The sequence below is a fragment of the Desulfobulbus elongatus DSM 2908 genome (assembly GCF_000621145.1).
Taxonomy (GTDB): Bacteria; Desulfobacterota; Desulfobulbia; order Desulfobulbales; family Desulfobulbaceae; genus Desulfobulbus; species Desulfobulbus elongatus.
Map to the genome: position 1 here is coordinate 154,206 of NZ_JHZB01000004.1, position 24,414 is coordinate 178,619.

Genomic DNA, 24,414 nt, shown 5'->3' on the forward strand with positions numbered 1-24,414 from the left:
TTGGACCGGACCGGAGGCGGGAGGCGGGCGAGTGCATGGCTGAATTCGGGAAGCAGCGGTTTTTATTTGTATGGAACCAGGCAAGTTTTGCTATACTTCATTCATTCGGGAAGTTCTGTCGAATGTTTTTTCGCATCCAAGGCCATGAAGCACCGGTTTGATTACCAGCATGTCGCCCTCGCCCTCCTGGCCACCCTGATCCTGGCCGGCCTGTTCTATCTCCCGTATCTGGCGGTCCGCAACAAGACCATCGAGACATTCCGCGTGCAGCAATCGCTCCTGGCGCAGCAGGCCGGCGCCGGCTTGCAGGAGTATGCGGCCACCTACGAAAAAGCGCTGACCTATCTGGTGCAGCAAGCCGCCATCCAAAACCTCGACGACAGCGGCAGGGCGCTGCTCCGCGATTTTCTGGCCATCCATCCGCAGGACATTGCCGCCATTCACCGGCTCGACGCCACCGGTGCCTCCCTGTTTGCCTCCCCGGAAGAATGGGCGGACGATCAGGGCGTCGGGATGCATTGCCGCCAGATCCGGGAGCGGTCCAATCCGGCGATCAGTGACCTCCTCAGTCTGCCGGATGGCGGCCAGCGGGTTTATTTTTCCGTGCCGGTGCGCCGGGACGGACAGTTTGACGGCTGTCTCTCCTTTTCCCTTCCCTTTCCCAAGGTCGCCAACCGGTATCTGGCCCAGATTCCCCTGCATCACGGCGCCTCGGTGCTGCTGTTCAGCCAGAGGGGCACGGTTCTCGCCGCCCCGCAGGAAGAATCTCTTGTCGGCAAAAACAGTCACCATGTGCGGGGCGAGGAGGATGAACGGGCCCTGCTGCAAGCGGCCATCACCGATGGCGAACAGGAAATTATCGAGCTTTCCCAGGATGTTGGCGATGGCGACTCTTCCGGCGGCGGCAAGGTCTACGCGGTGGTTCAGCCGGTGGAACTTCTTGGCGACACCCGCTGGGCGATGGTCCTGCTGACCCCGGCCAAGGAAGTGCTGGGGGCCATGGCCGAATTCCGGTCCCAGTGGCTGATGGTGACGGGCATCGCCGTGGCCGCGGTCGGGCTGCTCAGCCTGTTGTTGAGCGGCATCGTGGCCAGGAGGCGGGAGGAGCAGCGGCAGCGGGCCGAGGAAGAACATCTGGCCGGGCTGCTCGATCTGGCGCCGATGGGGGTTTTCCTGGTGGACAGCGGCCATACGATCTTCTACGCCAACCGCGAGGCGCGCCGGATGATCGGCGGTGACGGCAAACAGGTGCTCGGCCGTCCGCTCACCAATTTTCTCCATCGGGACAGCCGGGAGCAGGTGATCGCCAACATGGTGCCGCCCTGCGCCGGCCAGGCGGTCCATCTGGAGGCCGTGCGGCTGGTCGGTCTCGACGGCGCCGTGCACGATGTCGTCATCACGGCGACGTCCTACCGGACGGGCGTGCAGCCGCAATGTCTCCTGCTGGTCCGCGACGTCACCGAGGAGCGGCGGTCGGCGGCCCGGCAGCGCCGCCTGATCGAGGCCGTCGATCAGGTCAGGGAGGCGGTGCTCATCGCCGATTGCGAGGGGACGATCGATTATGTCAACGCCGCCCTGGGCGACATGACCGGGTACAGCCGGGAGGAATGTCACGGCCGGCCGGTCCGGATGCTGTGGGCCAAGGAGCAGGATGCCCATTTCGAGCAGAAGATCGAGGATGTGGTCGAACTGGGGGAGGTCTGGCAGGGACGGATCGTCAACCAGCGCAAGGACGGCAGCCTGTTCGTGGCCGCGGCCACGGTCTCGCCCATGCGAGACATCAGGGGGGATGTGGCCCATTTCGTCCTGGTGCAGCGCGATATCACCCATGACGTGGAAATCGAGTCGCGCATGCGCCAGGCCCAGAAGATGGAGGCCATCGGCACTCTGGCCGGAGGTATTGCCCACGATTTCAACAATATCCTGGGCGGAATCATCGGCTTCACCGATATGGCCCTGCTGCAGAGCACGCCCGGCACCGACGTCCACAACAACCTGCTCCATATCCGCCAGGGCGGCAGGCGGGCCGCCGATCTGGTGCAGCAGATCCTCACCTTCAGCCGGCAGTCGGCGATGGAGAAGGTCCCGGTTCCGGTGGCGCCGCTGATCAAGGAAAGTCTCAAGCTGATGCGCGCCACCCTGCCGTCGACCATCGACATCCGCCAGGATGTGCTGACCACCGACGCGACGGTCATGGCGGCGCCGGTTCAGATCCAGCAGATTATCATGAATCTGTGTGCCAACGCCTTTTACGCGATGCGCGAGAAGGGCGGCAGCCTGACCATCCGGCTGGAGCATGCGACCCGGGCGGAACTGGGACGGCCGGAGAAGGACGGCGGCGACGACTGGGTGGTGCTGACGGTCGAGGATACGGGCCAGGGGATCGAGAGCGATATTCTGCCCAACATCTTCACGCCCTTTTTCACCACCAAGCAGCCGGGCGAAGGCACGGGCATGGGGTTGAGCGTGGTCCACGGCATCGTGCGCGAACTCGGCGGCGAGATTTCGGTGCAATCGCAACCGGAGCAGGGCAGCGTGTTCACCGTGCTTCTGCCGGAAGCAGACCGGAAGAAAAACGGCCACCTCTCCAGCAGCGAGGAGCCGCTGCCGGTGGGATCGGAACACATCCTGGTGGTGGACGACGAAAAAGAGATCCGGGAAACCTGCCGGATGATGCTCGCCCACCTGGGCTACACCGTGACCACCGCGGGCAATCCCCTGGAGGTCCCCGCCCTGATCGAACAGGCGCAGCCGCCGGTCGATCTGGTGCTCACCGACCAGACCATGCCGAAAATGACCGGCATTGATCTCACCAGGAAAATACGGCGGTTGCGGCCCGAGATTCCTGTCATCCTCTGCACCGGGTATTCGGATCGGCTCAACTACGACATCGCCTGCGAAGCCGGGGCCTCCGATCTCCTGATGAAACCCATGGATCTGCGCGGGCTGGGCATGGCGGTGCGCTCCGCCCTCGACGTCAGCCGCGCCTCCGTTTAGCCAGCCTCCTCCCCCCTTTCCCCTGAAGGGGGCTGCCGGTTTGTCGGCCAGCGAATCTCCAGCATCAACGCGTAGACCGCCTGATAGATCCTCGATTCATTGCTGGCCCTGGGACCGGCGACATTCACCACGGCAAGTCCCTGGGTCCGTACCCATTCCTCCACCCGTGCCCGTGCCTGCTCCTTTCCGGTCAGGTCGAAATCGATATGGAGCAGCGGGCGATCATGCCGGATGGCCAGGGCCTCGGTCAGGGCCGAACCGCCGGTCAGCGGACCAAAGGAAAAGATCAGGGTGCCGTCGGCGGCACACACGTTTTTTTCCGTCCGGTCGCGATAGCGCTCCGAGGCCAGCTCCTGGAGGCGGTACCGTGCCGGCAGGGGACCCGCTTCGGTTTTCCTGCCCCTAGGCAACCAGCCGCCATGGGGAAGAGAAAGGGCGATGGCCGCATCGAGCGCGGCCTGATCGGCACCGGTCTGTCCACCGGAAATGATCATCATGCTGAACGCCTCCTGATTCTGGTTCCGTGTAATTTCATTATGTTATGGATGGGGCACCCTCGTCGATCGAGAGGGAAACGGGGCATGTTAGTCCACGCTAATTTTTTAGGTTTCTAACATGCTAGAAATACGCAATTAATTGTGAACATGCTGTTTTTTCGTTGTGCAAAGGGTTGACAAGCTATCTGTGATTCAGTTTAATACCCAAAATTTTGCCTGCAACCGTACAGTGGGCTGTTCGCCCGCAGTATATAATCTTGCGTAAAGAGGATGATGGTTACAGAAAAAAATTCCCAACCCACGTTGTCCCGCCGTTCCTTTCTTCTCGCTTCAACCCAGATCGTTCTTGGCTTGGGCGCTGTTTCCGCTCCGTCTTTGGCATGCGCCAAGGCTCTGGACAGACGGGCATTGTCGTTTTTCCATACCCGTACCCAGCAGGAGTTGCGCATCACCTATGCCGCGGGGAAGACGTATGATCGCAAGGCCTTGGCCCAGATCAACCGCTTCCTCCGCGATTATCAGACCGGACAGGTGCATGTCATCGATCCGAAGCTGCTGGATATCCTCTGGGCTGTGCAGGGGGAGATGGGACGCAGGGGAGTCTATGAGGTGATTTCCGGCTACCGCTCACCCAAGACCAACCGGAGCCTGAGAAAGGGGCATCCCGGCGTGGCGAGCCACAGTCTGCACATGAAGGGAAAGGCGGTGGACATCCGGTTCTCCGGGGGCAATCTGTCCCAGATTTACCAGTGCGCCCTCGCCATGCAGAGCGGCGGTATCGGATATTATCCCAACGACGGCTTCGTCCATCTGGATTCCGGGCAGTTCCGCACCTGGTAGCGAACAGCACACCATCTGGTATCGGCGGGAACGGTCACGTTCCCCGGCAGGGGAGCCTTTTCCCCGCCGGTGCCGACGTGATGCCGCAGTTTCACATCTTTCTTCTCTCTTGTCCTCCTCTCAGGGAAGGATTCCCGGGGCAAGGCTTCTTGCCACAGTCAAGACCTCGATTCGTTCGGCTCCCGCCCTGCGCAAGACCCGGCTGCATTCGTTGACCGTACTGCCGGTGGTGTAGACATCGTCGATCAGGAGAATCTTCGTTCCTGCAACGCGGTCGCCCGATTGCCCCAGGGAAAAGGCCTTACTCAGGTTCCTGCGCCGCTCCTTGCCGCTGAGGAGCGATTGCGGGAGAGCCGGGCGGTGGCGCAGGAGTACGTCGATTGCTATCTTCCGGCGCCACTGGGGCAGGCATTCCCTGGCAAGGACCAGTGCCTGATTGAATCCCCTTGCCCGCAGCCTGTCGCGATGCAGGGGGACGGGCAAGACCAGGTCCGGCTCGCGAAATGCCGCCAGCAATCCTTCGCGTTCGATCAAAGCCCGCAGGGTGGCGAGGCCGTTCAGGTTGCCAGTGAACTTGAGCGCCAGGATCAGGTTCGAGACCGGGGGGCGGTAGTGGAGAAGGGAACGGGCGAGGTCGAAGGCGTGGTGGCCGGCAAGGCAGTCGCCGCAGAGGTGATCGGCACCGGCGGCAAAGGGGCGGCCGCAGCAGGAGCAGAGCGGCGAGCGGAGAAAGGTCAGACTGGCATTGCAACAGGGGCACAGCAGTGGGGGACGGGAGGCAGCCAGGCGGTGGCCGCATCCCAGGCAATGGGGCGGAAACAGCAGGTCCTTGAGCGCCCCGCCAAGCGTTGGCATCCGCACCGTCCGGCGCGGGCTATCCCATATTGGCGATGATGGCGCCGCCGAACGCAGAACAGGAGAGTTCCGTGGCCCCCTCCATCAGGCGGGCCAGGTCATAGGTGACCGTCTTGTTGGAAATGGTGGTTTCCAGGGCGGTCTTGATCAGGGTGGCGGCCTCCTGCCAACCGATGTACTCCAGCAGCATTACCCCGGAAAGCAGGAGCGAACCCGGATTGACCTTGTCGAGGCCGGCATATTTGGGTGCCGTGCCGTGGGTGGCCTCGAACAGGGCGACGCCGTCGCCGATGTTGGCGCCGGGGGCGATGCCCAGTCCCCCCACCTGGGCGGCCAGGGCGTCGGACATGTAATCGCCGTTGAGATTGGGCATGGCCAGCACCGAGTATTCGCTGGGGCGCAGCAGGATCTGCTGGAACATGGCATCGGCGATGCGATCCTTGATTACGATTTTTCCTGCCGGCACCTGGCCGTTGTACTGCTCCCAGAGGGCCGCCTCGGTAACGACGGCATCGCCGAATTCCTCGGCCGCCAACTCGTAACCCCAGTTGCGGAAGGCCCCTTCGGTGAACTTCATGATGTTGCCCTTGTGGACAAGGGTGACCGAATCGCGGCCCTGATCCAGGGCGTACTGGATGGCCTTGCGCACCAGCCGCTTGGTGCCGAACTCCGAAATCGGCTTGATGCCGATGCCCGAGTTGTCGTGGATGATGGCCCCCATCTCGTTGCGGAGGAATTCGATCACCCGGTTGGCCTTCTCCGTGCCCGCCTGCCACTCGATCCCGGCGTAGACATCCTCGGTGTTTTCCCGGAAGATCACCATGTCGACCTCCTGGGGCCGCTTGACCGGCGCCACCACGCCCTGATAGTACCGAACCGGGCGGACGCAGGCATAGAGGTCGAGCACCTGCCGCAGGGTGACGTTCAGGCTGCGCATGCCTTCGCCGACCGGCGTGGTGAGCGGCCCCTTGATGCTGACCACATGCTTTTTCATGGCGGCGATGGTTTCCTGGGGCAGCCATTCGCCGGTTTGCCGAAAGGCCTTTTCGCCGGCGAGGATTTCCAGCCAGGCGATGGCGCGCTCCCCCCGGTAGCTTGTGGCGACCGCGGCATCCAGTACCCTGCGGGCGGCTGCCCAGATGTCGGGACCGGTGCCATCCCCCTCGATGAAAGGAATGATCGGGTTGGCAGGAACATTGAGCGAACCATCGGCGTTGATGGCAATCGTGTCAGCAGTCACGGTAGACTCCTTGTTGAGTGGCAACTCTCCGGATGTGCGCTTGAAGCCGCCCGGCGGACAAACAAAAAAAGGGATTCCAATATATTCGATCCCGTGTCTTCCGTCAATCCTGGCGCACCCGTACGGCGTTCCTTCAGTGCGGGAATTGCTTGATCTTCTGTGAAGGGACTGCTAAGTACCGGGCAGGTTTTCGCTGCGCCGAACGGCGTCCGGCCCGCTGTCTGCGCGGATATTCCGCCCGCTGACAGGTCACGGCCCCGGCCGAGACCCTTCCCCCGGAGACAGAGTCGGCGCGCTCCTCAGGACAGGTTCATTCGATGGCACCAGACATGTCGCCGCTCCAGTTTATTCGCGCCAGTTGCACCCTTGTTCTCGCCCCCTTTCTGACCCTCGCGGTCTCGGCGGTTTCCCTCATCGATTTGTTGTGGGGCCGCAAATCGGAACTCAAGGCGCAGGTTTTTCCCCGTTATTGGGGAAAGATATTGTGCCGGCTCGCCGGAGTCCGGGTGCGGGTGGAGGGGATGACCAACATCGATCCCGGCCAGACCTATATCTTTGCCGGCAATCATTGCAGCCAGTACGACATCTTTTCGTTCCAGGGTTATTTTCCCCATGATTTTCGCTGGATCGCCAAAAAGGAACTGTTCAGGATCCCGATCTTCGGCCAGGCCATGCACCGGGTCGGCTACATTCCCATCGACCGTTCCCACGGCCGCCAGGCAATGAAGAGTCTTGACGAGGCCGCCAGGAGAATCGCCTCGGGCAGTTCGGTACTCATCTTTCCCGAGGGAACCCGTAGCGCCGACGGCACCCTGCAGGAATTCAAGACCGGGGCCGTGCTGCTGGCGATCAAGGCCGGGGTGCCGATCGTTCCTCTGGGATTCGACGGTTCCCATGAGGTGCTGCCCAAGGGACGTTTGCTGCCCCGTAGCGGGGAGATCGTCATCCGCATCGGCACGCCGATCTCCACGGCCCATTACCGGGCCGCCGACAAGCAGCTCCTGGCCTCGGAACTGCATGCCGCCGTGGCAGGGTTGCTGGAGCGACGCCCCGCGTAAAGGGGGCGTCGCTCCCGGAAGAATGTATTGAAAACAAGACGATGCCAAACAAATCCCACGCAAAAATGAATGACAGAACTTCTTGCAAAATCAAGGAAACATGTCATAATGTGCCCCAATTTGCGAGGAGATCAACCGGCTTTGTTAACATAGTGAATTCCCCACCTTTGTGGCTCATGATTGAGTGGCGTGCGATCCAGCCCTGAGGAAAACAGACACACAATAGGAAGCTTCCCATGATGTCGACATCACGAATCCTTCGTCCCCATTCGACCCTTGCGCTCCTTTTCTGTGCATTGCTGCTGGGCGTGCTCGCCGGACCGGCCGATTCACTGGCCCGGGGACAACACGCCATCTTTCTGCCGTTCAAGATCAACGCGCCGGATACGGCGACTGTCACGGGTCCGGCGGACAAGGCTCTGGAGCGGGAGGCCACGGCCAAGGGGATGAGGATGATGCCGCGCAGCCAGGCGGAGAAGCTTGTCGACTACAAAGGCGCCTGGCCGCCGCCGGCGGCGGCGTTGACAAGGGTCGCCGAATCCGCGGGCGCCGACTACGTGGTCATCGGCAGTCTCAACAAACTGGGCAACCGGATCAGCGTCGATTGCGCCATCGTTGACGTTCTTGCCCCCAAAGCGCCCTATTCCGCCTTCAGGGAGGCCGACTCCCTCGATGGCCTGGGCACGGTGACCGGCGAAATCGTCGGTACCATGCTCGCCTATGCCGACCGGGGCGCCACAGTGGCCTCCGTCGCTCCCGAGGGCAACGAGCGGATCGATGCCGGTGCCATTCTCCAGAAAATATCGACCAAACCCGGCGATCTGTATGATCCGGCCACCCTTCGCCAGGATCTCAAGGCCGTGTTCGCCATGGGCTATTTCGACAATGTTGAGATCGACGCCAAGGATTCCGAAGGCGGTAAGGTGGTCATCTTCCGGGTGCGGGAGAAGCCGCTGATCGGCAAGGTGGTCATCACCGGCGCCAGCGAGATCAGCGAAGAGGATGTCCGCGACGCCGCCAACATCGCCGCCAATTCCATCCTCAATCCCACCAAGGTCAACGAGGCGGTGCAGAAGATCCAGGAACTGTATAAATCGAAAGGCTACTACAATACCGAGGTCGGCGCCACGATCAACGCCCCGGAACATGCGAACGCGGAGGTCGTGTTTGACATCAAGGAAGGGGAAAAGATCACCATCGAGCATATCGGGTTCACCGGCAACAAGACCTTTTCCGAGGGCGAATTGACCGATGTGATCCAGACCAGCACGCATAAGTGGTGGCTGTCCTGGCTGACCGATGCCGGTGTCCTGAAGATGGATATCCTCAGGCAGGATGCCGAGCGGGTGGCCGCCTTCTACCAGAACAACGGGTTTCTGGAAGCCAAGGTGGGCGAGCCGGTTGTGGAGCAGAAGGAAGAGGCCCTTTTCATCACCTTTCCCGTGGACGAAGGCCCCCGATACCGCGTCGGGACCATTGACATCGACGGCGATCTGGTCAAGGAAAAGGACGCGCTGCTGACCGAACTGAAGATCCGCGACGAGGAATACCTCAACCGTCAGGTGTTGCGTGACGACATCACCCGGCTGACCGACCTCTATTCCGAACAGGGCTATGCCTTTGCCGAGATCAATCCCAAGATGAACAAGTCCGGCAGCGACGTGATCGATGTCGTCCTGCATGTCGACAAGGGCGCGGTGGCGTACGTCAACCGGGTCGAGATTCAGGGAAATACCCGGACCCGCGACAACGTCATCCGCCGCGATCTCAAGGTGGAAGAGGGCGGCCGCTTCGATTCCAAGGCGATCCGGACTTCGACCCAAAAACTCAAGCGATTGGACTTCTTCGAGGATGTCACGGTGACGCCCAAGCCGACCATGGTGGAAGATCAGATGGATGTCGTGGTCGATGTCAAAGAGAAATCGACCGGGTCGTTCCAGATCGGTGCGGGCTATTCCTCGTCGGAAAATGTGCTGTTCATGGGCGAGATCGCCGAGAACAACCTGTTCGGCACCGGCAACCGGCTGTCCCTGGCCGCCGCCACCAGCAGCGAGAGCACTCGCTATAATTTGAAATTCACCAACCCGCGCCTGTACGACTCCCAGGTCTCCGGCAGTATCGAACTGTTCAACTGGGAACGGGAATACGACGATTTCACCAAGGATTCCACCGGCGCCACCTTCCGGCTGGGGCATCCGCTGTGGGAGGAATGGCGCATCTACTACGCCTACACCATTTCCGACACCGATCTGTCGGACATCGATACGGCCAATATCAACTCGGCCATCTACGAGTCGAAGGACATCAACATCCTCAGCATGCCCGAAATCACCTTGGTTCGCGATACGCGTGACAAGCTGTTCTCCCCGACCAAGGGCTCGCGCAACACCATCGGCGTCAGCTACGCGGGCGGACCGTTCGGCGGCGACGCCGAGTTCACCAAGGTGGAAGGCTCCTCGGCCTGGTATTTCCCCATGTTCTGGAGCACGGTCTTCCATGTCAAGGCTGCGGCCGGCCAGGCCTTTGAAAACGAGGACGGCAAGCTGCCGGTGTACGAAAGATTCTTCCTCGGCGGCATGAACTCCATCCGCGGGTTTGAATCGGCTTCCGTCAGTCCGCGTGACCAATACGGTGACAAAATCGGTGGCGATAAAATGTGGTACGGCACGGTGTCCATCATTTTTCCGCTGGTCAAGGATATGGGGATCGACGGCGAGATTTTTCATGATTTCGGCAATGTCTACGATATTGACGAAGACTGGGATTTTGACGACTACAAGAAGACGGCCGGTGTCGGCATCATGTGGGCCTCGCCGCTGGGGCCGATCAGGCTGGCCTGGGGCTTCAACCTCGACAAACAGGACGACGAAGACAGCTCCAACTGGGATTTCAGCATGGGTGGCACCTTCTAGCAGCTCCCCAGCCTTCTTTCTTTGATTTGGCCGCGTCTGCATGCAGTCGATTCTCGCGCGGCTGCGTGACAGCAGTTCGCCTTTCGATATTTTCGGGCTCCATGGTGCTTCCGCCGCCCTGCTCCTCGGCAGGGCGGCGGTTTTTCTTCAACGCACCCTGTGCTGCCTGCTTCCCTCCGACGACCTGCTCGAGCCGTTCGCCCAGGATATTTCTTTTTTTTCCGACCTTCGGGTGATCATTCACCCGAGTTATGAAATTCCCCCCTACGCCCCGCTGTCGCCGGACCCGGCGACGGTCTGCACGCGTCTGGCAACCCTGTATCAGCTACAGGAGGGTAACGAACCCTGCATCGTCCTGACCTCGGCAGAGGCCATCCTCCGGCGGGTGCTGCCCGCCAGGGCGCTCAGCGATCACTGCGAACTGGTGATCGCCGGCGAGGAAACCGACCGGGACGGCCTCCTTGCGACCCTCGTTGGCGCGGGTTATCAGCTTTGCGATCTGGTGCGGCAGGAGGGCGATCTGTCGTCGCGCGGCGGGATCGTCGATGTCTATCCCCCCGGTCTGGACGCAGCCACGACCGGTCCGCTCCGTCTCGATTTTTTCGGCGACACCCTGGAATCGATCCGTCTCTTCGATCCCCTGACCCAACGGTCCCGGCAGGAGATCCGGGAAGCCGTTCTCGTGCCCGCCTCGGACCTGCTCTTCCCGAAATCCGGCGACCGGGGTCCATTGCTGCATGCGCTCGAGACCGCGGCGGAGCGGCATGACTGGCCCACCCGTGAGCTGCTGGCCGTCCGCGAGCGGTTCGTCACGGGGCAGCGGTACCCGGGCATGGAATTCATGCTGCCGCTGCTGTACGGGGGACGAACGGGTCTGCACACCCTGCTCGACTATCTCCCTGCCTCGGCTTCCCTGGTCATTCACGATCCCCTGGCCGTGCGGCAGCGGATGCGGCTGGTCCGTGACCGCATCCAGGCCAATTACCAGGAAGCGGTCGAACGGCAGTTGGCCGTGCTGCCGCCGGACGATTTGTTTCTGACCGAGCAGGAGTGGGAGCACGTCTGCCGGGATCGGCTGGCGGCCCGGTTTTCCTTTTTGCCCGATCCGGATCATGCCGGCCCGGATGTGCAGCTCGCCACCGGCGACCACAGCCTGCTGGCCCAGGAAATCGAGCTGCACCGCAAAAAACGCGGGCTCCTGGCCCCCCTGGTCGATCGCCTTCATCTATGGCAACAGGAACGGGACCGTATCGTGCTGGCGTGCAGGTCGGCTCGGCAGACCAGGCACCTGCAGGAGATTCTCGCCAATCACCAGGTGCGGACCCACCTCCTGCCCGGCCCGTTCGATGCTGCCGCGCTCCTTGAACCAGACCTGATCGCCTGCTACGAACAACCTCTGTCCAAGGGATTCGACCTGCCGGAGGAACATATCCACTTCCTCTCCGCCACCGAATTGTTCGGTGACAAGCGGTTGCAGCCCGGCCGGCACAGGAAGGGAAAGGAGGAGGGCGAGCCCGTTCAGGTTGACCAGCTCAATCAGGGGGACATCGTCGTGCACCGCGATCATGGCATCGGCGTATTCCAGGGGCTGGTCAACATGGAGTTTTCAGGCCAGCGGGGTGACTTCATGCAGATCGCCTTCCGTGGCGACGACAAACTGTACGTCCCCGTGGATCGACTGCACTGGGTGAGCCGGTATCAGGGATTGACCGATCAGGAACCCAGGCTCGACAGCCTCGGCTCCCAGCGCTGGCAGAGCGCCAAAAAGAAAGTGACCGAGGCGGTGTGGAAGATCGCCCAGGAACTCCTGGACATCTATGCCCGCCGGGCCATGCGCCAGGGCCATCGCTTTTCCCCGCCCGGCGATCTGTACCGGCAGCTCGAAGATTCCTTTCCCTACGACGAAACCAGCGGCCAGCTCAGGGCCATCGACGACGTCATCGGCGATCTCACCCGCGATCAGCCCATGGATCGCCTGATCTGCGGCGACGTCGGCTACGGCAAGACGGAGGTGGCGGCCCGGGCCGCCTTCAAGGTGATCGAGGATGGCTATCAGGTCGCGATCCTGGTGCCGACCACGGTGCTGGCCGAACAGCACGCAGCCACCTTCCGGGAGCGGTTCGCCTCCTTTCCGGTGGAGATCGCCTGTCTCAACCGGTTCCGGACGGCCAGGCAGCAGAAGGAGATCGCGGCCAAACTGGCGGCGGGCGCCATCGATCTGGTGGTGGGGACCCACCGGCTCCTCTCCAAGGACATTCAGTTCAAGCAATTGGGCCTGCTGGTGATCGACGAGGAACACCGTTTCGGCGTGGCTCACAAGGAGAAGATCAAGAAGATCAAGGCCACGGTGGATGTGCTCACCCTCACCGCCACGCCGATTCCGCGGACGCTGCAAATGTCGCTTCTGGGCATCCGCGACCTTTCCGTCATCTCCACGCCGCCGCGGCAGCGGCGTTCGGTCAAGACCTTCCTCGCCAAGCACGATCAACTGGTGATCCGGGAGGCGGTGACCAGGGAGATGGAACGGGGGGGACAGCTCTTTTTTGTCCATAACCGGGTGCAGTCCATTCATAGGGTGGCCGACACCATAGCCGCCCTGGTCCCGCAGGCACGGATCGGCGTCGCCCATGGCCAGATGCCGGGACAGCAGCTGGAAGATATCATGGTCCGCTTCATCAACCACGAACTCGATGCCCTGGTCTGCACCACCATCATCGAGTCGGGCCTGGACATTCCCAACGCCAACACCATCATCATCAATCGCGCCGACCATCTCGGCCTGGCCGACATTTATCAACTGCGCGGCCGGGTCGGCCGTGCCGCGCGCCAGGCGTACGCCTACCTGCTGGTGGCGTCCCTGGATCATCTCACCCCGGATGCGCAGCAACGGCTGCGCGCCCTGATGGACTGCTCGGAATTGGGGGGCGGATTCAAGCTGGCCATGAACGACCTGCAGATCCGGGGCGGCGGCAACCTGCTCGGTGTGTCGCAGTCCGGGCATATCGCCGCCGTCGGCTATGACCTGTACCTGGAGCTGCTGCAGGCCACCGTGGCCGATCTGAAACGCAAGGCCATGGCGGACGGGGAGAGCACCCTGCCCGCGGACGAGTTCGACCCCGAGATCAAGCTCAAGGTCGCGGCCTTCCTGCCGGACAACTACATCCAGGACGCGAGCCAGCGATACCATGCCTACCGCCGTCTGGCGGTGGCTGGGTGCGGTTCGGCGGCGGAACTGATCGACCTGCAGGACGAACTGGTCGACCGGTATGGCCCACTGCCACCCGAGGCCGAAAATCTGGTTACGGTCATCGGACTCAAACAGCAATTGCGGGCATTCGGCATCACCAGGCTGGAGCAGGGACCCAATGCCCTGATCTATGCCTTCGTTCCCAACCCATCCTTCGATCCGGCGCGCCTCATCGGCCTGCTGCAGCGGCAGCCGGACAGGCGCAAGCCGTCCGCATCGGTCCGCCTGACCCCTGACCAGCGGCTGGTGGTGCCGTTCAATCCTCTCCAGGACAAGGTGTTTGCCAGCATTCAGTCGACCCTGGAAGCCTTGCAGGGATGACCGCCGTGCGCACCGAGATTGCCCCGTGCGGGAAGATTTTGCCGCGGATTCCCTGGGACGGGATCGAGACCGTGCTCCTGGACATGGACGGGACCCTGCTGGACAAGCATTTCGACGACTATTTCTGGGAACAGTATGTGCCCGAGCATTACAGCCTCCTGCACGACATTCCGGTGGAGGCGGCCAAGGAGCGCCTGCTGGCCAGGTACCATCGGGTACGGAACACTCTTGACTGGTCCGATCTGACGTATTGGTCCCGTGAATTGGGAATCGATCTGCCGGTGCTGAAACGGCGGATCAATCATCTGATCGGCGTGCACCCGTATGTCGTCGAGTTCCTGGAATATTGCCAGCAATGCCGGAAAAAACTCCATCTGATCACCAATGCCCATCCGAACACGCTGGCGATCAAATTGGAGAAAACGGCCATCGGCCCCTGGTTCGACCGGATCGTCTGCGCCGAGGAAGTCGGCTTGGCCAAGGAGGAGACGGAGTTCTGGCCGCGGCTGGAACGCCTGCTCCATTTCGACAGAACCCGGACCTTGCTCGTGGATGACACGGAACAGGTATTGTGCGCGGCCCGGGCGCACGGGCTGGCCTATCCGCTCTTTGTCGCCCGGCCGAGCAGCCGCCAGGGCGTCCGGTATTCCTGCCGTTTCCCCTCGATCGAATCCTTCAGGGAACTGCTGCCCCGCCAGCAAGGCGGCTGACGGCGTGCAATAAAAAAGCCATCCCGTCGCGGACGGGATGGCTGGAGACGCTCGGGTTTGGTGAGCGGTCAGGAGCGGGATCGACGCACCTGGGGCAGGATCACGCTTTCTTTTTTGTCCTGGTGCCGCCGGGGCTTTTGCGCTTCTTCAGTTCCTCCACTTCCATCTGCAAGCTCTCGATGGATGCCGTCAGCGGCGCGGGGTCAAAGGACGGCTGCTCGTCCTTAGGCTGCTCAAGTTTCTGCAACCGATCCGGAATGTCGCCCAGCATCTTCTCGGGTGTGATGCCCTGCAGTTGCTGAACCGTCTCGTTAATCTTGCCTTCGAGGGTGGCGACCTGCGCCTGCACGACCCCGAGCGTTTTTCCCGAGGCGGCCAGCTCAGCGGCAATGGTGTCCAACTGGCCTGCCGCGGCGAAGTCGGCGCTCTTCGCCTCCAGCGCCTGAATCTTGCCGGTGAGGTCGGAGAATTGATCGCTCAGCGCCTGCTGGCTGTCGGCCACCCTGCGGACCTCGCCGGCGACGATGGCCTGCAATTCCTCCTTGAAGTGCGGAGGCGGCACAGCAGCGGGTTCCTGTACCGGTTGGGGGGCGCACCGGGCCGTCTCCCTGCACTGGACGAAAGCGCCGATGCGGGCGCACGCCGGCTGGCAGGCAGCGAAGACCGCGTCCTTGACCGCCTGGTACATGGAAGCGGCCGTTTCCTTGTTGACCAGGGAAACGGCAAAGAGAAAGATGCCGATAAGCACGGCGATACAGACCGCGAGGCCGATGGCCATGGCAATGGCCCACTGCACCAGCCGGAAGGCGCCGATGATGATCTGGCCGACGGAATTGAGCACGCTCCCCTCGGGGGAGGCGCTGGTCAGGTAGGCCAGCAGAACGAAAACCAGCAGAACAATCCCCGCCTTGAACAGCGGAGCACGCATCACATTTTCTTTCATACACTATTCCTCCGTTGGGATGCCGCCATCCACTCGCGGATAGGCAAAAGGCCCGCATCGGAAGAACGGTTTTCCTCCAGATGCGCTGATTGACTATTTTTGTTTGGTTTTAGTGTATATACCGGCGAACGGCAAGGGAAATATTGCGGGATCGCTCACCGGGGGCAGCGGGAAAATCCGGGCGAGAAACAGCGGCCTGGGCGTTTTGAAGGGTAGCGGTCTGCTCAAACCGGCTCGGCGAGTTCGCGTCGGATCCGGTCGAATGCCGTGCTCAGGGTCACGAAGGCATCGACAATGATCGGATCGAACCGATGGCCCGAATCCCTGACGATCGTCTCCATGGCCTGTTCATGGGACCGCCGCTTTGCGGGATCAAGGGCTGCGGTCCACTCCTCGTAGGCATCGGCCAGGGCCATGATGCGGGCCTCCAGGGGGATCTCGGTTCTCTGCAGGCCGTACGGGAACCCCAGGCCGTCCCAGCGTTCGTGGTGGAAATAGGCGATATTTTTCGCCAGGGCGAGAAAACCGCTGCCCTTGGCTTCCTGTTCCATGGCCTTGATCACGTCGCCACCGCTCAAGGTGTGGTTGCGCAGCGCTTCTTCCTCCAGTGGCGAAAGGGCACCCGTCTTGGCGAGAATGTCGTCCGGCACGGCCACCTTGCCGATATCGTGGAGAATGGCCGCCTGATAGAGGTTCTGGAGGTAGGCCGGGGTGACGGTGTCCGCATGGCGCGGGTGCCGGGCCAGTTCGGCGGCCAGGACGACGCAATACTCCCGGACCCGTTCCAGATGCTGGCCCGGGGTGATGTCCCGGTATTCGGACAGCTTGGCCAGGGCCATGATGGTGGCATTCTCGGTCTGCCTGACCGTACGCAGCGAGCTGATCAGCTGTTCTTCCAAGGCGTTGCGGACGGTGATGTCGCGGATGACCAGTTGCACGCCGAGCATTGCCTCGCCACGGCGGAGCAGGGCGCCGCTGATTTCCGTTTCAACGGGGTTTCCCGCAGCCGAGACGAGGGCGAGGCGGAGATGGGCCAATGCCGTTCCCGTGGCGACCAGGCCGCTCAGGGCGTCCCGCATCGTTTGCCGGTCGCCGGGCCGGACAACGTCGAGGAAGGAGGCGCCGTGCTGAAAAGATCCGGCGGAGAAATGGCGGATATACGAGTTGTTCGCCTGAATGATCTTTGCCTGCGGCGTGAGGAGGACGACATCGTCGGCGATCGCCTCGTAGAGGGCCTGGTATTGTTTTTCGGTCGCCTGCTGGGCCTCGACGCGCCGCTTGACTTCCCGTTCCAGCTTGTCCGCCTGGCGGGCCAGAACCTCTGCCGCCTTGTTTTCCGATACCCGCAGATGGCATTCCCGCTTGCGGGCGGCGGTATCGGTCCAGCTCTGGGTGGCGGCGATGAGCACAAAACAGACCATGAAAAACAGATTGTTGAACAGGAGCATCCATTGATCGCGGGGCGGCGGCTCCGCCAGCCAGATCGAGAATGCATACAGGAGAACCAGGGACAGGCCGCTGACCAGGGTTTGGCCGACAGTCAGGGGGGCGAGCGCCGTGTACAGGGCCATGGCGATGATCAGGCCGACGTAGGAGGGCGAGGCCAATCCCCCCAAGCGGTGGACCGTCAGGAGGATGGCGGTGCCGACGGTCAGATATCCCGCAAAACCGATGACCCAGGACAAGCGGCGAGCCCGGTCGCAGCTGTTGGCGACGAGCAGAAGACAGCAGATGGCGACTGCGACGAGGCGGTCGAGGAGCAGTTCACGAAAAAGGGCCGGCACCAGGAAGGAATCCAGCACGGTGAAGAGGAGCATGACGGCGATGCCGGCCCACAGGATGAAGGTAACGCGCTGGTGGTGCAGCTGCCGGGACTCCTGGACAAACTGTTCGAGTGCGTGCATGGCGCTTTCCTTGTCAGAGCGGCGGCGGGGGAGTCTGCATCAGGAGATCGCGCCTGGCGGCCTTGAAGTCGCGCTCCCTCCGCACAAAGGCATTGACGACCGCCGGGTCGAACTGGCGGCCGCTCTCCCGGACAATGAGCATCCGGGCCTGTTCATGGTGGAGGGCGGGTTTGTAGCAGCGGCTCGAGGTCAGGGCGTCATACACGTCGGCAAGCGCCACTATCCGCGCTGACAGCGGAATGGCGGTGCCGGCGAGGCCGGTCGGATAGCCGGTGCCGTCCCACCGTTCGTGATGGTAGAGGGCTATTTCCTCTCCCATCCGGAGAAACCCGAGTCCTTCCGCATCGTGTTCCGCCGAGGCGAGGGCATTGCTGCCGTACTGGCAATGGCGTTTCATGGTTTCGAACTCCGCTTCGGAAAGGAGATCGGGTTTCAGCAGAATGGCATCGGGAATGCCGACCTTGCCGATGTCGTGGAGAACCGAGGACAAACATAAATCCTCGATGAACTGGCCGGTGACGATGGGCCTGAACCTGGGATTCTCCGCCAGCCCCAGGGCGAGGATCCGGGTGTATTCCCGGATGCGGAGCAGATGGGCGCCGGTGCTGTCGTCCCGGCACTCGGCCAACCGGGCCAGGCCGAAAATGGCGGCCCGCCGGGAGGTGTCGAGCAGTTGCCCGGATTCGATCACCTGCCGCTCGATCTCCTTGGTTTGGGAAATATCGCGGATGATCAACTGGTAATGCCCGGATTCCCCGGCCAGTTCCACCCTGCTGCCGCTCAGTTCCGCCTCGATGGTGCGGCCTGAACGGGTGTGCAGCTGCACCTGCACCCCTTGCACCGTCTCTCCCCGCTGCAGACGATCCAGCACTTCGTCGGAGAAAACCTGGCGGTATTGCGGAGGGATGCAGTCAACAAGCGACGTCTCCTCCAGTTCTTCCGGCGTCTGTTCGAGCAAGAAGGCACCGTGCCGGTTGATCATGCGGATGGTCCCCGCTTCGTTGAGCAGGACGACGAGATCCGGGATGGTGTTGTAGAGATCGTGGAATTTGAGATCGGATTCCTCCAGCATCTCCACCCGTTGCTGCACCAGGGCCTCGAGGTCGCCGGTGTACTGCCTGAGTTCGGCGTGGATCGCCTGCAGGCTTTTCTTGGTCCGGAGCGAACGGATGATTGTCTGGATCTCGTCGAAACATTGCAGGGCCGTGACGATGACCAGGGAGAAAAAGAAGACGCTGTTGCTGACCAGCGCGCCGAGCTGCCGGGCATCGATGGGTTGGACAAAGAAGGCCACGGTGACGACATAGACCAGATACATGGCGCTGCCCAGGAGCAGTGCCCGGACGGCATGCAGGGGCAGGACGGAAAAGGCACCGGCGACCATCAGGAGGATGCCGACATAGTATCCGGAGACGAAACCGTCCAGTTTGACGGTCATGAGAGAGATGGCCAGGGTCCCGAACAGCAAGGCGACGGCCATGACGGCACGGGCGTGCCGCACGCCCGCGGCGGTTTTGAGGAACAGGAGGAGACCGGCGAGCAGGAGGACAAAACAAAGGCGATAGGTCAGGAACAGGGTGAAGAAAGAACGGCAGTAGAGGTAATCGAGGATCGAGAACAGAGGAAAGAACACCATGCCCAGCCACAGGCACACATGGGTCCGCTGCACGAAAAGGGCATGGAGTTCGTGGGTGCACTCGGCCGGTGCGGTGGCCGCTGGCCGCTCCATGACGGTTTCAGTCCTTGGTGGCCACCGCGAACAGATTGACCTGCGCCTGCTCGGCGATGACCGTGACCCGTTCGCCGAAGGGGGTGGGCGCGAACAGCTCCTTCAACTCCTCTTCGGTCCGGTAGATCAGCTCCCATTTCAGCAACTTGTCGAGAAAGAGCGAGTCTGGATACGCGGTGAAGTTGCCCAGCAGCAGGGTGCCACCCGGCTTGAGATGGCGGTGGCATTGGGTGATCAGGGCCCGGAACAGACGCGGATCGAGGTAGTCGCAGAGGCCGGCCGAATAGATGATGTCGAGCGGGTCGATGTGATGGGTGGCCCGGCCCAGGGACCATTTGATGACGTTTTCCCGCATCAGCCGGATCGAGGCCAGGTGCGGGAAGATGTTGACGTATTGATTGGTGTATTGCAGGGCCTCGGAATCGATGTCGACGCAGAGGGCCTCGATGGTGTCGCTGTATTCGCAGGCGGCGAGGAAATCGAAGAGCTCCCGGTTCGGGCCGCAGGCTAGGTTCATGATCCGGGTGGTGGCGCCGCGTTCGGCGTTGGCGCGGCTGAGCCGGGCGAGCGCATCCCGCAGCAGCATGCGCCTGCCGCGAATGGCCTGGGAACCGGGGCGCTGGAGGCAGAAGGCATCGATGATCTCGCCGACCTTTCCCTCTCCCTTGGGGATGTCTTCGTAAATATGCTCCATCATGAGAAAATCGCCGGCATAGCCCTTGGGCTTGAAATAGGCGCGTTCGGCGAAACGACTGCGCATCAGGTAGGGAAACATTTCCTTGAACACATAGCCCCATAGGACCTCTTCGTAGCCGCTGCCGGTCATGGTTTGGGCAAAATCGGGCAGGGCGGCGTTGAGTTCGGCGAGAACGGCGATGCAGCGGGCTTCGCTTTCCGGGTCCTGTTTTCCCTCTGCCTCGATTTTTTGGAGATGGTGGGAGAGGTTGAACAATTCGGATTTGAAGGCTTCCATCCGGCTGCCGATCTGATGCCAGGGGGAGGAACGCAGCAGGGGAGCGGGCAGGGGCCTGGCCTCGGTATACCGGCTGGCATGCCGGGTGGAAAGAGAGTCGGCGTATCCGGCGATCGGTTCGCTCTCGCCGGCGATTCGGCGGAATTTGCCGCAGATCTTCTGGGTGAGCAGGAGGATGAAGTCGGTGAAGAGTTCGGCATGCCGGGAACGGAGGGCGGTCATCACTTCGGTGTCGAAGACGGCGATGCGGGCCTCTCCCGCCGCCCGGATGTCCCGCACCCGAGATTCGCCGTCGAAAAAGCCGATCTCGCCGAAAAATTCGCCGGCGCCGATCAAGGCGACCGTGATCCGGGTGTCGGACCGGTCGGTGTAGCTGACCTCCACCGCCCCGTCGACCAGAAAATAGAAGGCATCGGTTGCCGAACCCGGAGCCAGGATGGGCTCGCCCTCGTGAAAGGAACGGACAACGGCAAAGGCGAGCACGGTGGCCAACAGGTCTGACGGAGAGGTGGACGAAACCGGTGTCGAATCAAGAGGTCGCATAAGGTACTCCTTCAGCAGAGGGGAATCGATGGTGGGCGCCACGGGCACGTGAACGCCGGTGCGGAGCCGAAAGCACCCTGCCTGCTCCCGGGCGCCGCGAAGACGAGGCGTGCGGTCGGAATCCCGCAAGGGGGACAACCGGCGCCGTCAGCGTATTGTGCCTTACATTTCAGGGACAAATCAAGGGGGGGCGATGGAATTGTATCGGATAAAAGGGGGGTGCTGAACATGGGCGCGCGCCGCGGTCCATGGAGTGATTTCGTGTTCAAGAAACAACCGGAAAAAACTTCAGGCGCTGACGGCTCATGCCACGCCCGCCTGACCTGCCTGCGGGCAAGGGACAGGTTCATCTCTTGTCGCCGGACAACTCCAGTATCTGCAGCTTGTAGGGCTGCCCCTTGTGGACGATGACGCCGCCGTCCTCCCATTTGGTGGGGCGTTCGTAGCTTCCCTGCATCGCCGCCAGAAAACACACCCCGATCAGGAAACCGAACATGGCCCAGAAAACGTTGTCTCTCATCGTTGTCCTGGCTGGGGAGAGAAGTGGGGGCGGCCGGCCCCACCGCGCAGCACCGTGCCGATGCAGGGTCGGGTGGCACCGGTCGCCGGCTGCACTCTACAACGTTTTTTCATAAACACGCTTTCCCCTTTTTTCGTTTGACGGGATAGGTTAGAATGCGGCACCGCCGGCCACGTAGACGGGCGGGAAGGTTCCGGGGAGGAGAAATGTTTCTGCTTGATTTCCGGAATGATTGTTGAAATGGCGGAAGTGCATGGGAATCGAACCCACCTGCCGGGCTATTCACCCGGCACACCGGATTTGAAGTCCGGGAGAGCCACCAGCGCCCTTTCCACTTCCCCGTGCCTGCAAAATCTACCGGTTGTCGTCCGGAAAAACAACTTTTTCTTGTCCTGCGCCCAGAAGGGGGGCCGGCACGAAATCCAAAAAGAGCCGAAAAAGCAAACGTCCAGATTGTCAATGGAATGTGAACAACTGATACGCCTGATCAAGGACTGGTACCTCCGGGTCAAGCAGGAAACCATGGCACCGGCCCGGATGATGCAGTTTGTCGATCAACACATCAAAGGGTGTCCGATCTGCAAGGCTGATCTTCTTCTGCCCGATGAAGTGGAAAAAATTCGGGAATTCGTTCTGCCGGAATCGAAAATCCCGAAGGCCGTTCGCGCGGCGGATGACAGCTCGACGCCGGAAATTTCCCCGGATGACGAGGATGAGTTCGAAGAACGCGACGAGTATGTTGACGACAGCGAGGACGATCTCGACGGCGAAATCGACGAGGATGACGATCTGAGCGACGACGATGTCATCTGATCGCGGGTTGGTTCCCGTCTTTTCCTTTTCGTGGTGACCGGCCATGGGACAGCGCCGGCCGGAAGGCAGGCCCAACATCGGTGCTCGGCGTATTCCGGCCGCCATCGCCGGCTTGCTGCTGGCGGCCCTTTTCCTTGTTCCGGCCGCAGCAGCAGGGGCGGATGTTGCGGCGGGACCAGGGCGGATGTTCGAGCGTATCGTCTCCCTCGGCCCCTTGCTCACCGAAAATATTTACCTGCTCGGGTCGGGCGATAGCCTGGTGGGCAACACCATCTATTGCCAGCGGCCGCCAGCGGCCCTCGACAAGGTCAAGGTTGGCTCGGTGCAGGAGTTGAGCATCGAGAAGATCGTCTCCCTGCGTCCCCAGTTGATCCTGGCCAGTAACCTGACGCCGCCGCCGCAGATCGAAAAGCTGCGCCAGCTGGGCTATCGGGTGGAAGTCTTCCGCCAGCCAGCCTCTTTCGCCGATATTTGCGCTCATTTCCTTCGCCTCGGGCAGTTGCTGGGCAGAAAGGCAGAGGCCGAGGCGATTGTGGTCCAGGCCAGGGAAAAGGTGGAGGCGGTTCTCCAGGCCGTCGCGGACTTGCCCCGACCCAAGGTCTTTCTCCAGGTCGGCGCCCATCCCCTGTTTTCGTCGGTGAAGAGTTCGTTCACCAACGATTTCATCGAACTGGGCGGCGGAATCAATGTGGCCGGCGAATTGCGTTCCGGGGCGATGAAGATGGAACAGGTCATGGCCCTCAATCCGGATCTGATCATCATCGCGGTCATGGGCACCGAACACGGCGTCGGTGCCGAGGAACGGCGGCGCTGGCTGGCATATCCCGCCATCGGGGCGGTGCGGGCCGGCCGGGTGCACGTTCTGGACCCTGATCTGGTGTGCAGTCCCTCGCCGCTCACCTTTGCCGACACCCTCATCACCATCGCCCGCCTGATCCACCCAGGGGCGGCCATCCCGCCCTGATCCCTTCACCCGCCGCGTGCATCACCCCTGAGACGGAAACGATTGCGTCCCCGTCGGCTGTCTGCCCGGAAGCGCCTGGAACGTCGAATGTGTCCCCGGCCGCAGGGTCGTTTTTTTGTTTGACACACGGAAAGCGATTCTGTAACACACAGGCGTAATATCGAGCCTTGATTTGTGTTATCAACCGCCGGCATCCGGTCTTGACCGCAGCCGCAGCCGGCATCTGCGCAAGAAGGGGGACACGAGCATGCACATGGCCGACGCACTTCTCTCGCCCGCAGTGGGCGGCACCTTCTGGGCCGCCACCGCCGGTACCATCGCCTGGTGCGCCAAAAAGGTGCAGCAGGACCTCGATGACCGGAAAATTCCGCTGATGGGGGTGCTCGGCGCCTTCATCTTCACCGCCCAGATGATTAATTTCACCATCCCGGCCACGGGTTCCTCCGGCCACATCGGCGGCGGCCTGCTGCTGGCCATCCTGCTCGGCCCCTACGCGGCCTTTCTGACCATTGCCTCGGTGCTCGTCGTCCAGGCCCTCTTTTTTGCCGACGGCGGCCTGCTCGCCCTGGGATGCAATATCTTCAACCTCGGCGTCTTTTCCTGCTTCATCGCCTATCCCCTGCTGTACAAACCCCTTGCCGGCAACGGCACAAGCCGGACGCGCATCGTCATCGCATCCATTGTCGCCGCCATCGTCGGCCTGCAACTCGGCGCCTTGGGGGTGGTGGGCGAAACCGTTCTTTCCGGCATCGCCGAGTTGCCGCTGCAGGCGTTTCTCTGGGCGATGCTGCCCATTCATCTGGCCATCGGCCTGGTGGAGGGCCTGGTCACCGCCGCGGTGGTCACCTTTGTCTGGCAGGCCCGGCCGGAGATCCTCGAGTCTGCCGCCACCACCCGCCCGCTGGGCTCACTGCCCATCGCCAGGGTGCTGGCCGGTCTTGCCGTGGCGGCGGTCCTCACCGGCGGGGTCTTCTCCTGGTTCGCGTCGAGCTTTCCCGACGGTCTGGAATGGTCGATCGCGCAGGCCACGGGCAAGGATGAGCTGGACGAGCCGGCGGAGGGCATTTATGGGCTGCTCGCCGGTTTCCAGGAAAAGACGGCTTTCCTGCCCGACTATGCCTTCCGGACCGGCGAACAGGCAGCCGCAGCCGAACAAGCGGCTGAGCCCGCCTGGCCGGCCGTGGATTCGGGCACCACGGTCGCAGGGCTGGTCGGCGGCGGTCTCACACTCCTGGTGACCATCGGGCTCGGTTTGGTGTTCAGAAAACGCCGCCGGACCGCCTAGCCGATGGCAGCGGCAACAGGCGGCCGGGGACAGATGGCGGCATCAGCCGTCGCCCTGCTTTTG

The 24,414-nt window shown here is 62.1% G+C and carries 17 protein-coding genes and 1 tRNA gene; 9 read left to right on the forward strand and 9 right to left on the reverse strand.

Features of this window, described 5'->3' with window-relative positions:
- Positions 1–144: 144 nt before the first annotated feature.
- Positions 145–2,997, forward strand: coding sequence for a PAS domain S-box protein (locus Q362_RS21965; RefSeq protein WP_051553591.1), 2,853 nt, complete (start codon positions 145–147; stop codon positions 2,995–2,997).
- Here the strand turns inward: Q362_RS21965 and Q362_RS0103635 are convergent.
- Positions 2,994–3,494, reverse strand: a complete 501-nt coding sequence (locus Q362_RS0103635) for a putative molybdenum carrier protein (RefSeq protein WP_028317579.1) — start codon at positions 3,492–3,494, stop codon at positions 2,994–2,996. The genes Q362_RS21965 and Q362_RS0103635 overlap by 4 nt on opposite strands.
- A 273-nt stretch (positions 3,495–3,767) precedes the next feature.
- On the opposite strand from Q362_RS0103635, the gene Q362_RS0103640 reads away from it, so the two are divergent.
- Positions 3,768–4,334 (forward strand): YcbK family protein, encoded by a 567-nt coding sequence (locus Q362_RS0103640; RefSeq protein ID WP_028317580.1) that lies wholly within the window; start codon positions 3,768–3,770, stop codon positions 4,332–4,334.
- 120 nt (positions 4,335–4,454) lie between these two features.
- Here Q362_RS0103640 and Q362_RS0103645 read toward each other — a convergent pair whose 3' ends face one another.
- Complete coding sequence (locus Q362_RS0103645; protein WP_035215424.1) at positions 4,455–5,189, reverse strand: ComF family protein; 735 nt, start codon at positions 5,187–5,189, stop codon at positions 4,455–4,457.
- 19 nt (positions 5,190–5,208) lie between these two features.
- Entirely contained in the window at positions 5,209–6,429 is a 1,221-nt protein-coding gene (gene icd, locus Q362_RS0103650; protein ID WP_028317582.1) for an isocitrate dehydrogenase (NADP(+)), read from the reverse strand.
- 317 nt (positions 6,430–6,746) lie between these two features.
- Here icd and Q362_RS0103655 point away from each other — a divergent pair, with 317 nt between their 5' ends.
- The 4 genes from Q362_RS0103655 to Q362_RS0103670 all read left to right on the forward strand — a co-directional run bounded on the left by Q362_RS0103655 (position 6,747) and on the right by Q362_RS0103670 (position 14,677).
- Positions 6,747–7,487 carry a lysophospholipid acyltransferase family protein gene (locus Q362_RS0103655; RefSeq protein ID WP_245590148.1) on the forward strand — a complete coding sequence of 247 codons (741 nt, stop codon included), beginning with the start codon at positions 6,747–6,749 and terminating at the stop codon, positions 7,485–7,487.
- A gap of 236 nt (positions 7,488–7,723) precedes the next feature.
- Entirely contained in the window at positions 7,724–10,399 is a 2,676-nt protein-coding gene (gene bamA / locus Q362_RS0103660) for an outer membrane protein assembly factor BamA (RefSeq protein WP_028317584.1), read from the forward strand.
- A 40-nt stretch (positions 10,400–10,439) separates the two neighbouring features.
- Positions 10,440–13,967: a transcription-repair coupling factor gene (gene mfd, locus Q362_RS0103665; protein WP_028317585.1), complete on the forward strand. Its 3,528-nt coding sequence runs from the start codon at positions 10,440–10,442 to the stop codon at positions 13,965–13,967.
- Positions 13,964–14,677, forward strand: a complete 714-nt coding sequence (locus Q362_RS0103670) for an HAD family hydrolase (protein ID WP_051553593.1) — start codon at positions 13,964–13,966, stop codon at positions 14,675–14,677. The genes mfd and Q362_RS0103670 overlap by 4 nt, the downstream gene beginning before the upstream one ends.
- Positions 14,678–14,777: 100 nt before the next feature.
- Here the strand turns inward: Q362_RS0103670 and Q362_RS0103675 are convergent, their stop codons facing one another.
- The 6 genes from Q362_RS0103675 to Q362_RS0103700 form a co-directional block, all read right to left on the reverse strand.
- Positions 14,778–15,620, reverse strand: coding sequence for a hypothetical protein (locus Q362_RS0103675; RefSeq protein ID WP_028317587.1), 843 nt, complete (start codon positions 15,618–15,620; stop codon positions 14,778–14,780).
- Between the two features lie 224 nt (positions 15,621–15,844).
- Entirely contained in the window at positions 15,845–17,524 is a 1,680-nt protein-coding gene (locus Q362_RS21970) for an HD domain-containing phosphohydrolase (RefSeq protein WP_051553595.1), read from the reverse strand.
- Between the two features lie 13 nt (positions 17,525–17,537).
- On the reverse strand, positions 17,538–19,253 hold the full coding sequence (locus tag Q362_RS21975; protein WP_051553597.1) for an HD domain-containing phosphohydrolase: 1,716 nt from the start codon (positions 19,251–19,253) through the stop codon (positions 17,538–17,540).
- Positions 19,254–19,260: 7 nt separating this feature from the next.
- On the reverse strand, positions 19,261–20,769 hold the full coding sequence (locus Q362_RS0103690; RefSeq protein ID WP_035215428.1) for a cyclic nucleotide-binding domain-containing protein: 1,509 nt from the start codon (positions 20,767–20,769) through the stop codon (positions 19,261–19,263).
- A gap of 346 nt (positions 20,770–21,115) precedes the next feature.
- Positions 21,116–21,289, reverse strand: coding sequence for a hypothetical protein (locus Q362_RS23415; protein WP_157469858.1), 174 nt, complete (start codon positions 21,287–21,289; stop codon positions 21,116–21,118).
- A gap of 241 nt (positions 21,290–21,530) precedes the next feature.
- Positions 21,531–21,628 (reverse strand) — tRNA-Sec (locus Q362_RS0103700).
- Between the two features lie 120 nt (positions 21,629–21,748).
- Between Q362_RS0103700 and Q362_RS23420 the strand changes: the two genes are divergently transcribed.
- The 3 genes from Q362_RS23420 to Q362_RS0103715 all read left to right on the forward strand — a co-directional run bounded on the left by Q362_RS23420 (position 21,749) and on the right by Q362_RS0103715 (position 24,351).
- Entirely contained in the window at positions 21,749–22,102 is a 354-nt protein-coding gene (locus tag Q362_RS23420; protein WP_051553600.1) for a hypothetical protein, read from the forward strand.
- 43 nt (positions 22,103–22,145) lie between these two features.
- A complete protein-coding gene (locus tag Q362_RS18970) occupies positions 22,146–23,066 on the forward strand; it encodes an ABC transporter substrate-binding protein (RefSeq protein ID WP_084312246.1) in 921 nt (306 codons plus the stop codon).
- 247 nt (positions 23,067–23,313) lie between these two features.
- On the forward strand, positions 23,314–24,351 hold the full coding sequence (locus Q362_RS0103715; protein WP_028317589.1) for an energy-coupling factor ABC transporter permease: 1,038 nt from the start codon (positions 23,314–23,316) through the stop codon (positions 24,349–24,351).
- Positions 24,352–24,414 lie beyond the last annotated feature (63 nt).